This window comes from Pedobacter sp. ASV28 (assembly GCF_016428855.1).
Lineage (GTDB): Bacteria > Bacteroidota > Bacteroidia > Sphingobacteriales > Sphingobacteriaceae > Pedobacter.
In genome coordinates, this window is record NZ_JAELTN010000024.1 from 41,650 (window position 1) to 54,487 (window position 12,838).

Annotated in this window: 9 protein-coding genes; all 9 read left to right on the forward strand. The window is 40.7% G+C overall.

Translation table 11 applies throughout. The annotated features are described in order from the left end of the window. The first annotated feature begins 11 nt into the window (after window positions 1-11). On the forward strand, window positions 12-5,492 hold the full coding sequence (locus tag JHD79_RS10825; RefSeq protein WP_199119251.1) for a DNA methylase: 5,481 nt from the start codon (window positions 12-14) through the stop codon (window positions 5,490-5,492). 3 nt (window positions 5,493-5,495) lie between these two features. After that, window positions 5,496-6,176, forward strand: a complete 681-nt coding sequence (locus JHD79_RS10830; protein WP_199119252.1) for a hypothetical protein — start codon at window positions 5,496-5,498, stop codon at window positions 6,174-6,176. 3 nt (window positions 6,177-6,179) lie between these two features. After that, complete coding sequence (locus JHD79_RS10835; RefSeq protein WP_199119253.1) at window positions 6,180-6,521, forward strand: DUF4133 domain-containing protein; 342 nt, start codon at window positions 6,180-6,182, stop codon at window positions 6,519-6,521. 101 nt (window positions 6,522-6,622) lie between these two features. Next, on the forward strand, window positions 6,623-7,921 hold the full coding sequence (locus tag JHD79_RS10840; RefSeq protein ID WP_199119254.1) for a hypothetical protein: 1,299 nt from the start codon (window positions 6,623-6,625) through the stop codon (window positions 7,919-7,921). A gap of 53 nt (window positions 7,922-7,974) precedes the next feature. Beyond that, window positions 7,975-10,452, forward strand: coding sequence for a TraG family conjugative transposon ATPase (locus tag JHD79_RS10845; RefSeq protein WP_199119255.1), 2,478 nt, complete (start codon window positions 7,975-7,977; stop codon window positions 10,450-10,452). A gap of 15 nt (window positions 10,453-10,467) precedes the next feature. Continuing rightward, window positions 10,468-11,139, forward strand: coding sequence for a conjugal transfer protein TraI (locus JHD79_RS10850; RefSeq protein WP_199119256.1), 672 nt, complete (start codon window positions 10,468-10,470; stop codon window positions 11,137-11,139). Between the two features lie 3 nt (window positions 11,140-11,142). Further along, complete coding sequence (locus JHD79_RS10855; protein ID WP_199119257.1) at window positions 11,143-11,553, forward strand: hypothetical protein; 411 nt, start codon at window positions 11,143-11,145, stop codon at window positions 11,551-11,553. Next, window positions 11,550-12,197 carry a hypothetical protein gene (locus tag JHD79_RS10860; protein ID WP_199119258.1) on the forward strand — a complete coding sequence of 216 codons (648 nt, stop codon included), beginning with the start codon at window positions 11,550-11,552 and terminating at the stop codon, window positions 12,195-12,197. Before JHD79_RS10855 ends, JHD79_RS10860 begins: the two co-directional genes overlap by 4 nt. Before the next feature lie 10 nt (window positions 12,198-12,207). Further along, a complete protein-coding gene (locus JHD79_RS10865) occupies window positions 12,208-12,837 on the forward strand; it encodes a TerB family tellurite resistance protein (protein ID WP_370583320.1) in 630 nt (209 codons plus the stop codon). Window position 12,838 lies beyond the last annotated feature (1 nt).

Genomic DNA, 12,838 nt, shown 5'->3' on the forward strand with positions numbered 1-12,838 from the left:
AAATAAGTGAGATGGGATATTCAGCATTACATAAACTAAGGGGCAACCTCAAAGCCATCGGCATAGCCCTAACGCATGAAAAGGGATCACAATTGAGCCAGGCTGATCGTGAGGCGTTAATGGGCTATGCCGGTTTTGGGGGAATTAAAGCCATATTGTATCCCGATGCGCCAAAGGAGGAATGGATCAAGCAAGGGGCGGCTCAAGGCGACCTGAAATTACATAAGGAAATACTAAGCCTACATGAACTTTTAAAGTATCATTTTAACCAACAAGAATACAAGGAAGTAGTAGCATCGATCAAGGAAAGTGTATTGAGTTCCTTTTACACGCCACAAGTTGTTCCAGAAACTTTATACCAGGTACTTTCAGAACATGGCATACAACCCAAACGCCTATATGAACCTTCTGCTGGTGCTGGTATTTTCATTACCGAGGCAGTGAAAACTTTTTCCGAACTGAAGGAAATAAAGGCAGTGGAAAAAGACTTGTTGACCAGTCGGATACTTGCCACGATTTTAGGTGAAACCGAGGTACCAACTGAGGTATTAGGAAAAGGACTTGAAGAGACCAGTCATAACGAAAACGGCAATTATGACCTGGTGGTAAGTAATATTCCTTTTGGCAATTTTTCGGTCTACGATCCCACCTACCCGGATAAAAAAATATCTGGCAGAATACACAATTACTTCTTTGCCAAAGGGCTTGATAAGCTTGCAGATGGAGGTTTGATGGCCTATTTGACCACTTCTGCATTTCTCAACAGCCCGTCCAATGAAGAAGCGCGGGAACATCTTTTCAAACAGGCAGATTTTGTATCGTTAACGGTAATGCCCGATAACCTGATGAGCGATACGGGAAACACGCAGGCAGCAACACACCTGCTCATTGTCCAAAAAAATGTGAACAAAAAAGGGATCAGCAAAGATGAGTACCTGCTTGTGGAAACAGAGGAAAAGCATAACGAAATAGGAAGCTACTGCATCAACAAATATGTAGACGCACTTGAAAACCGAATTAGCGTAGGCAATTCCATTAAGGACGGTAAGGACCAATACGGCAAACCTGCAAGAGAATATTGGCAGCATGGACCAATAGCTGACATTGCTACGAATTTTCAGCGCAATCTGCAAACCGATTTTGATGAATACCTGAATGTTAGGGCCTTTAAACAACTAAAGTTTAGTGATGATATAATCAGGGAAGCGAAAAAGCAGTTTGAATACTTGCCTATGCCACAAAGCCAGGCAAAAGATCATGCTAACCTGCAATTGGGACTATTCGATGCCATGCCTGCGGAAAGTGTAAGTCGTGCACTGGACTATATTTCCGAAATGGATGCCAAGATGGTCCAGCGCAACAGTGCAAGGATGATCAGCACCATAAGCACCACGGATAGGCCCCTGCATGAGAGTATTGTACTGCTTACCGCCAGGTCTCACCAAAAGAACCGTTACCTGTATAAACTCCATGCGAATGTAAATGATATTGAATTTCCTGCCATATGGCTCAATGCCGATCAGTTGGACAAAGAACTGAAACATCTTTCTACTTCTTTGAAGGAATTTGACCACCAGTACATTTATACAGGTGATGGCGACTTTAAGAAGATGTTTGACCTGGACAGGAATGCACAAGTGTTCGTCTATGGAATAAAGGCTTATTATAAAGCGGGAATGCTGTTTCAGGTAAATGGAAAAATTGGCCTGCTCGACAGTCTGGAAACAGATGCTGACCGTGCTATTTTTCAGGAGTTGCCTCGTCAGGGTCGGTCTAATTTCTATCAGGATTATATTGCCCTACGAGATCAATATCTGATGTTGGAGGCTTCACCTACAGATCAAGAAGTGCTTAGGCTACAGTTAAATAATAGCTATGATCATTTTGTTACTTCCTATGGCCAACTGAATACGCCACAGAATACCTCATTGATACGTAAGGATATGGCCTATGGGATATTGATGTTAGGTTCTATGGAACGCAGGAGCAATAATGCCTTTGTAAAAGCAGATGTGCTGTTGGAAAATTTGAAGCAAAAGGCACAACAATTCCGAACAGATGATCCCCTGGAAGCGCTTGCACGTAGCCTTAACGATATGGGGAAGGTATCTATCAAGACAATGGCCACTTTTCTTGAAAAGAACGAAGATCAGGTAGTGAATGCATTGAAGGGCCACATCTATCTGGAGCCGACAACGGGCAATTGGATTACGGCAGATCATTATTTAAGCGGAAATGTGGTGGAAAAGCTGCATATGGCCAAACGCATGGCCAGTAATTCCAATGACAATCCTTATCTACAGGAAAGCCTGGAAGCCATTAAAAGTGTTCAGCCGGAACGTATACCCTTTGCCCTACTGGATTTCAATTTCGGCGAACGCTGGATACCTTCCGAATATTATTCACGCTATGCCAGTGCAGTGTTTGAAGTGGATACAAAGGTTGTTTACTTTTCTACCCTTGATAAGTTTAAGGTTGATACGCAGGTCAGTAACGTAAAGATCAAACAAGAGTATGCCATACGTCCAAAGAGTGGCAAAAATATGTATGGCGAAAGTTTGATGGAACATGCATTGGAGAATACTGCCCCATTTTTTACCTATGAGGTAAAGGCTGATGGCGTGACCAAACGTTATCCCGATGCGGATGCTACCCAACTTGCCCACCAGAAAATAGAAAGTCTCCGCCAGGGTTTTGAGGAATGGCTTCAAAATTTGCCCATAAGTGATAAGACCTCGTTAGAAAATTTATACAACGATACTTTCAATTGCTATCGCTTAAGAGAATACAATGGCAGTCATCAGAAGTTTCCGGGCTTCAGCAGGAAAAATGTGGGCATTGAAGACCTATATACTTCACAATATAATGCCGTTTGGCGCATTGTGCAGAACCGTGGGGCACTCATAGACCATGAAGTGGGTCTGGGTAAAACGCTCACCATGATCTTGGCATCACAGGAACTAAAACGATTGTGTATCTGTCAAAAGCCCGTTATCATTGCATTAAAGGGCAATGTTACGCAGATCAGGGACACCTACAGGTTGGCCTATCCCAATGCCCGCATCTTAGCACCCAATGAAAAAGACTATACACCTGAAAAAAGATTACGCTTGTTCCATGAGATCAAGAACAACAATTTTGATTGTGTTATCCTCACCCATGATCAGTTCGGTAAGATCCCGCAGGCCCCAGAGGTACAGCAAAGGATATTTAGTATTGAGCTGGAAAATGTGGAACTCGATATGGACACGGCCAAGGAACTGACTGGTGAGACCTCCAAACAAATGCTAAAGGGGCTGGAAATCCGTAAGAAAAACCTTGTCGGTAAATTAAAATATGTTGAAAGACTGATTGAAGAAAAAAAAGATGAGGGTATTGATTTTGTAAGCATGGGCATTGACCATCTCTTTGTTGACGAGAGCCATAAGTTTAAGAACCTGACCTTTACGACCCGGCATAGCAGAGTGGCTGGTCTTGGTAATATAGAAGGCAGCCAAAAAGCGCTGAACCTGTTATTTGCTGTACGAACGCTTCAGCAAAAGTTTGATAGTGATCTGTGTGCTACCTTTTTGTCAGGCACACCAATAAGCAACAGCCTTACCGAACTATATTTAATTTTCAAGTACCTGCGTCCAAAAGAAATGGAACGGCAGGGCATTTCCAACTTTGACGGTTGGGCAGCCGTATTTGCTAAAAAGACAACTGACTTTGAGTTTTCGGTGACCAATGAGATTATTGCCAAGGAACGTTTCAGGCACTTTATCAAGGTGCCTGAACTAGCGCTTTTCTATAACGAGATTACCGACTATAAGACGGCACAGCACATTAAGCTTGATAAACCTTCAATAGATGAGCAATTGGTAAACATACCCCCTACGCCATCACAGCAAGAGTTCACAAAGAAACTTATGGAATTTGCCAAGACCGGTGATGCTACTTTAATCGGTAGGCCACAATTGAGCAAGGATGAAGAGCATGCCAAAATGCTGATCGCCACCAACTATGCAAAAAAAATGGCCGTAGATATGCGCTTGATAGATGAAAGTTTTGAAGATCATCCGAACAACAAGATCAATGTATGCGCTAGGAATGTGTCAAAAATATATAAGGATACCCAAGCCTTTAAGGGCACACAATTGGTATTCTGCGATATAGGTACACCGAATACATCCGGCTTCAATGTTTACCAGGCTTTAAAAGACAAATTGGTAAGCGATTTTGGTATACCAGATAATGAGATCGCGTTTATTCATGATTGGCAGGGCTTAAAGAAAACAGATCTTTTTAAGCAGATCAATTCCGGCAAAATCAGGATTTTGGCAGGAAGTACAGAAATGTTGGGCACAGGAGCCAATGTACAGAACATGGTTGTTTCACAACATGATCTTGACATACCCTGGAGACCTTCTGACTTAGATCAACGGAACGGCAGAGGCGCAAGGCAAGGCAATTGGGTAGCCAAAAAGTACATGAACAATAGGGTTACCAAATACATTTATGCTACTGAACAATCACTTGACAACTATAAGTTCAACCTACTGAAAAACAAGCAACAATTCATTAGCCAAATGAAAAACAATGAACTCCATATTCGGAGTATTGACGAAGGGGCTATGGATGAAAAGAGTGGTATGAGCTTTTCGGAATATATCGCCATCCTTTCTGGGGACACCACTTTATTAGAAAAGGCAAAATTGGACAAACAAATTGCGGCGTTAGAAAATCTAAGAAAGGCCCATTTCAAAGCTCAATTTTCCGACAGGCTGAAATTGGAGGAAATGGAGCAGCGCATCGAAAAGATTAGCCGACAAGTTGTATGCCTTAAGGCAGATGCCAAACACTACCATAAACACTTGAAACTTGGAAAAGATGGCGTGAAGATAAACCCAATAAAGTTAGATGGGTTGAATACTGCCGATGCAGAGGCTATTGGCCATCATATTATTAAACTGCATCGACAGCCCATGCCTAGCCTTAAGCTTGTTAAAATTGGGAGTTTATATGGGTTTGAACTTTTTCAGCACGCTTTGACCACAATGTTTATAGGCACAGTACCAAACGCCTTCTATGCCACAAGAGGAAAAGACGGTATCCATTACACCTATAACAATGGCTATCCTAATATAGATAACCCCAAACTTGCAGCAAGGTATTTTCTCAATGCCATTGATCAGGTAGGCCAACTTTTGGAAAGGCACAGCAAAGAGATGGTCGGCTTGGAAAAGGATATTAAGATGATGAGAAAAGTTATAGATAAACCTTTTGAAAAAGAACAGATGCTATCTCGTCTGAAAAAGAAAGCTGTAAGCCTGGAAAGGGAGATCAATATTAACATACAAAAGAACCAAATGAAACTGGAGGGCGAACTACAGGATGAAAAAGAAACCAAGATAGTTAAACTGGATACGCCACAGGATAGCAAGACCATATCCATAGTCACTGAAATGGAAAGTGGGAACAAGGTAAAAAAGCAAAGGCGAATTAGAATATAGTTTATGACAAAGAAACAGAATATAAGTTCAGAAATATTTACAAGGAAACTGCCCGTGATAGTGATAGAGAATATCGAGTTCTATGTAGATGCCTATCATTCGATGCTAATCGAAAAGGAAAATGAGATCAACAAGATCTATGCATTGGAGATGATGCGGTTTGAGGATCATTTTGAGTTTATCCTTGATATTAGCAGCAGGCGTATTTACGATGGAAAATGGATGGAACCCCTGCCAGATGAGGCTAGATATATTTGGATAAGACCATTATGGGCAACTGACCCGGAAGGTATGGACCTATTTTATAAAGACAACAACAGCGTCAGATTAGGTGATAATGCCGATCTACCGGTTATTAAAATAGGCGGTTTTGATTTTTATGTAGATGATTTAAGGAACAGTTACCGTGAGGTAGCCAACAAGTGGAACCTGATCAATTTCAAGGAAGTGATCAAGCAAGGTGAGGAATATGGGATATACTTTGATAGCGTAGTAAAAAATGCGGCATTTCCTCACGAGGTGGAAGGGTTAAAAACATCGGGTTCTGACCACATCGCATTCGTAAAACTTCCAAGTGGCCAGGCGCTTGCCGATATAATTAAAGAGCATAGGACAAAAATATCTAGTGCCAATATGGTGAATACAACGGATCAGAAGGAAAGAAAAAAACGAAAAAGCATTTGAGTTATGGAGAACAGTGTCTATCAGATCAATAAAGGGATCAACAAAAGTATTGAGTTCAAAGGGCTAAAAGCACAGTATATATGGTACCTGGGTGCCGGTGTAGTTGGCCTGCTCATCTTGTTTGCCATCATGTACATCAGCGGTATCAATTCCATTGTATGTGTAGCCATTATTTTGGTGGCTGGTGTTGTGGTAGTGATGAAAGTTTATGCATTGAGCAATAAATATGGCGAACACGGCATGATGAAGGAGATGGCCAAACGAGGTATACCGAAAATAATCAAGAGCAGTGGCCGTAACCTCTATTATCCTAATTCAAAAATTAAGAAACATACTAAGAAATAACAGGTACGCAAAGCAAATTGCCGGTATACACAATCACAAAGACAAAGTCTACCATTGTGTTGATGAGGTAGGTTCACTGAAATGATCTAAAGTATTATTTTATGGAAAGGAGATTACCGAGGTTGGAAATATTGGGGACAGTATATGAAGTAGATATTAAAGCAAGAAAAATGATACCCTTGAATGCCCCCCTATACGTGAAAGTGATCGACTTTTCTTCTCTTGAAGTACAATATGCAGATAAAAATCAACTCGCAGCCTACTATGATCAGGTATCGAAGAATGTTATTGATATTCCTGAAAGCCTAACTGAGCTGCCAAAGGGAATGGACGTGATCGGAATTATGATGCCTTCTTTGGCTAATATTGATCCTGTAGGTTGTGCCGAACTATTAGGTTTGGATTATAATACCTCCCCTTATGTACATGTTCCCATAAAAGAGATGCACCATGCCCAAACCATTCCCTTAGAAAAAACCTTGTTGTGGGAGCACATTTATGGTGACTTATATTCCCAAGAACAAGAACAAAATGGAGACAGAAAACAAAAAGAGGAAACAATGGAAAATAAGGAAATGGAGCGGAAGCTTCCGGGAATAATGATGGAGGGTAATGCATTTTTGATTGATGTGATGAAAGAAGAGTTTCGGGATCTATCAAACAAGGCTAATGTGATTTCATTTGAAATGCTCCAATATAACGATACGGGGTATTCGTTGTTATATGATCCCATTGTCAAGAATGTACCTGGTAGCGACAGATACGGACATCCTGATATCAAAACGATAACAATTCCACCATTTACCATTCTGGACCCTGAAGGAATGGCACTGAAGTACAATAAGCCTATTGAACAGGTAACAGGAAAGAGTGATTTTGAAGTGATCGTAGATCAGGAATTATATGCCAAACGAATGGCTGGCCACCTGCCCACGATAGAAATACTTGATCATACTTTCTATACGGATTTGACACTAGGAACATTACGTCCAAAAGATGATTTCACAACAATGGGTATAAAGTTTTCGGAAATGCAGACTGTGCCTTTCCTTATGCCAGAGCATTATTGGTTTTACTACAACCCCAAAACACATGCTGCAGAAACGATAGATCACCAATCCATAACCGAATTACCTAAAGATATTGTGGTGGTTGAAGTGCCGGTAGAGAGTAAACTTGATCCTGTTCGTATTGCACAGATTTATGAACTTGATGTAAATGAGTTTCTTATGAAAAACCCTATTGTGGCCAATATGAAAGCAAGGGTAGTGCCGTGGAGTGAAACGGGATTGCCAAACATAATCAAAGAGAATAATCAACGATTGGGAAAAGTTCAAACTGTTAAGCAGGGTGAAAATAAAAAACAGGTGCCCAAAAAAAGAAGAAGTAAAGGCCTATAAATAAGCAGCCTGAATTGATAACAGACGCAAAGCGTGAAGATAGAATAGTGTGTATGGAAAAGCGAATGGAAGACTTACTCCCTTTAATGGGAATTGAAAATGATTGTATACTAAGTAAGCAAGGGGATATAACTGTTGTATATAAAGTTGATTTGCCCGAGATTTTTACCCTTAGCAATCAGGATTACGAGGCCTTTCACCAGACCTGGGTAAAAGCTATCAAAGTTTTGCCGAAATATTGTGTGCTCCATAAGCAAGATTGGTTCATTGATAAAAAATATCAGGCCGGTCAGGGACAATCTTCCGAGGAAGAAAGTTTTTTAACCAGGAGCAGTGATCGCTTCTTTAACGAACGCCCCTACCTGGACCACTCCTGCTATCTTATGCTGACCAAAAAACCTCAAGGAAGAAAAACTGCCAGTAGTATGTTCTGCAGCCTGATCAGGCCAACACTTGTTCCCGAACAGACTATTAAACCACAACTTTTGCAAGATTTTTTAGATAAAACTTCACAATTCAGCCGCATACTGGTAGATAGTGGTTATGTAAAGATGAAGCGCCTTAAGGCTGATGATCTGTATAGTAAAGGCCGCAAGGTCGGATTGATCGAAAAATACTGCAGCCTTGCTGAAAGTGACCATATCCCTGTATTAAAGGATATTAAGTTTGATGATGGCATAGAAGTAGGCAATAATCATGTACAGGTTTACACCTTGGCTGATGCCGCAGATCTTCCTTCACTTTGTGGTTCACGGATCAATTACGACAAATATAGTTCCGACCGTACCAAGTTCAGCGTTGGCTTTGCCTCGGTAATGGGGCAGTTACTTCCCTGTAGTCATATCTACAACCAGTATATCATTATAGAAGATGCGGCCAAAACCATTCAAAAATTGGAAAGTAAGCGATTACGCCTGCAATCTCTTTCCGGCTATAGCAGAGAAAACCTGATTGCCCGCGATGCCACAAATGACTTTCTGAACGAAGCAATTGGTGAACAGCGGTTGCCGATCAAGGCACATTTCAATGTTACGATATGGAACGAAGACAAGAACCAGTTGAAAGAGCTGAAAAATATCATCAGCTCAGCCTTTGCTCAAATGGATGCTGTAGCTAAGGAAGAAACAGCAGGTGCCCCGCAGCTCTTTTGGGCGGGTATTCCCGGAAATGGCGCAGATTTCCCGATCAATGATACGTTCGACACTTTTGCAGAGCAGGCCACCTGCTTCCTAAACTTGGAAACAGGGTATCGTACGTCCATCAGCCCTATTGGTTTAAGATTGGGTGATAGAATGACAGGTAAGCCATTGCATGTTGACATTAGTGATGAGCCGGTAAAACTAGGTTTCATTACCAATAGAAATCGCTTCCTATTAGGACCTAGTGGATCTGGAAAATCTTTTTTCACTAACCACCTATGTCGTAGCTATTACGAACAAGGATGCCACATTGTTATTGTTGATGTAGGTCATAGCTATAAGGGATTATGTGATATGGTGAACGGCTACTACTTCACCTACTCGGAAGAAAACCCGATACGCTTTAATCCATTTTTTATTGGTGAAGGTGATAGTTTGGACACTGAAAAAAAAGAGAGCATCAAAACGTTGATTTTGGCCCTTTGGAAAAAGGACGATGAAACCTATAAACGTTCTGAATATGTAGCTCTTTCCAACGCCATACAGCTCTATTTTGAAAAATTGGACAGGTACCAGGATCTGTTTCCCTCTTTCAATACCTTTTATGAATTTTTAAAGGAAGATTTTGTAGAGGCGCTCAAACTTGAAAATGTAAAGGAAAAGGATTTCGACATGAACAACCTCCTTTATGTACTTCGTCCGTACTACAAAGGTGGAGAATTTGATTACCTACTCAATGCCACAAAGAATTTAGACCTGTTGCAGCAGCCCCTGGTCATCTTTGAATTGGATGCGATAAAGGAACATCCAATTTTATTTCCAGTTTGTACCATCATAATTATGGAGGTTTTCATCAATAAGATGCGAAAGCTTAAAGGCATTCGTAAGATGATACTGATTGAGGAAGCGTGGAAAGCGCTAATGAAAGAAGGTTTTGCGGAGTACATCAAGTATCTATTCAAAACAGTGAGGAAATTTTTTGGTGAGGCAATGGTGGTCACCCAAGAGGTAGAAGATATTATTTCATCGCCTATTGTAAAGCAGGCCATCATCAATAACTCAGATTGTAAAATTCTGTTGGATCAAAGCAAATATCAGAACAAGTTTGATGCGATACAGGAATTACTTGGTCTTACCGAGAAAGAGAAGGCATTGGTGCTGTCGGTCAATAAGGCCAATGATCCTTCAAAAAAATACAAAGAAGTTTTCATCAGCCTAGGTGGAACCTATAGCAAAGTTTACCGCACTGAAGTAAGCTTAGAAGAATATCTGGCCTACACCACCGAACAAACAGAAAAGGTAAAGGTGATGGAGTATGCAGAAAGGTTTGGCAGTATACAGAAAGGCATTGCAGTATTGGCTGAAGAGATAAGACAAGGTAATGGCTTATAACAAAAAGGAGGTGATATGAAAAGGTATGTGTGCATTATGTTTTTGGCATGTGGGCTTATTATAGGATCAAGCTTGTCTTGCAGGGCGCAAGCAGAAGTCATTACCGCAACGGTAAAAAAGGTACTAAGGGCCATCGACCTGAAGATACAGCGGGAGCAGAACAAAGTGATTTGGCTGCAGAATGCGCAAAAAACTATTGAGAACATTATGTCCAAACTAAAACTTGAAGAAATTGGGGATTGGGTAGAGCGACAGAAGAATATCTACAAGGATTATTTTGACGAACTGCACAAAGTGAAAACGCTTATTACCTATTACCAGCAGATCAGGAACATAACGGGCAAGCAGGTCCAATTGGTCGAAGAATATAAAAGGGCATGGCAGATGGTAAAGAAAGATAAAAATTTTACTGCTGATGAGGTCACCTACATGGGGCGAGTATATGAGGGGATATTAAATGAAACTGTGCAGAACATTGACCAGTTGGCCATTGTGATCAATTCCTTTGCAACACAGATGAGCGACGCCAAACGAATGGAAATAATTTCCAACGTTGATAATCAAGTGGATTTGAACCTTAAGGACCTGCGCAAGTTCAATACAGAAAATGCTCTGTTAAGTCTTAACCGGGCAAAATCTGAAAGTGAGATCAAAATGGTGAAAGACCTGTACGGCATAAAAAATTAAAATATGGACAAGTATTTAGACAAGGACATGGAGGCATTTTGCAAAATGCTGGAAGACAAAGGATATAAGGGCCACTTTCTAGTCAACCTTACCAATAGTGGTGAATTACTGCCTGCGATGCAGGTAACAGTGATGCAGGCGCATGAGCAAGAGTATTATCCTTTTCCCTTAATCCTTCAAACGGTCTTATCAGATAAAAGGTTTGAAAACATGCCTGTAGTAAAGCTTCGAGTAGACCATACTGATGATGGTCTTAAGATAAGGGATGCAGAAGTGGAGGGGCTAATGGTTAAAGGCAAACAAACCTTCAAGTCAATTTCCATAGCTGGAGGTCAAAAGTTTCCAAGTAAAGAACAGCTATTGAGCAAAATACTAAATATCAATAAAACTAAAAACAAGAGAAAAGGACTATGAAGAAGACAATTACCATTTGCTTTTTAATCCTGCTGGGATTGGGAAGCTATGCCCAAAACTTTGACGAGTGGTTCAGGCAGAACAAAACACAAAAAAAATATTTGATCGAACAGATTGCTGCATTAAAAGTATACGGGGATTATGTAAAGGCTGGCTATAAGATTGTGAATGGCGGCCTTGATCTGATTGGTGATCTTAAAGGCGGTGAGTTCAATCTCCACAAAAAGTATTTTAATGACCTGGTTACGGTAAGCCCTCAAATTAAAAAGTATTCAAAAATTGCCGAAACAATTTCCAGACAAATTGAATTGGTCAAGCTTAGCCATGATGCTATGAGGACACTCAGGCAGTCTGGAATGATGAAGGAAGAGGAGCTGTTATATCTTAAGCGGGTATTTGATCGGGTGATTGACCATGCGGCCATTCTGTTGGATGAATTGGCCATGCTTATTGGTGATGGACAGGTTTCATTAAAGGATGACGAAAGGATAGAAAGGATTGACAATCTCAACGAAGAAACCCGAAAACTACACTTATTCTTGACCGGTTTTACCAGCGAAGCCAAACAACTTGCCAATTCACGATACAGGGAAACACTGGAGATAAAACGCATGAGAAACTATTTTGGAATTATTGAAGATTAGAACCATGAAAATGAAAATCATATGGGTCTGGCTTTTATTGAGCAGTCTGACCGTACCCAAAGCCTTTAGTCAAAGCAATGAAGCCATACAACTTGGACTTAACATTGAAAAGCTGGCCCAGCTAAAAAGTATCCTCAGTAATCTTAAAAAGGGTTACGACATCATCTTCACCGGATATAATACCGTTAAAGATATTAGCGAAGGGAATTTCAAGATACATCAGGTTTTTTTAGATGGTTTGATGGAGGTTAGCCCTGCGGTAAAAAAGTACCACAAAGTCTCGGCAATTATTAATTACCAGGTCATGTTAGTAAAAGAGTATAAGGCAGCCTTTAAGCGATTTAAGGGAATGAACTGGTTCAATCCCGACGAAATCACATACATGGAACGGGTTTATGACAATCTATTTAAAAGCAGTCTTAAAAACTTAGATGAACTGGCTACGGTGATCACGGCCAATAAGTTGCGAATGAGTGATGATGAACGCTTGGATGCCATAGACAAAATTTTTGCAGACATGGAAGACAAGCTGAACTTCCTACGTCATTTTAATTCCCAGGGCAATATAATGGCATTACAACGAGCAAAAGAACAGACGGATATTAACGGGGTTAAATCTCTTTACGACAAAAAAAAATAAG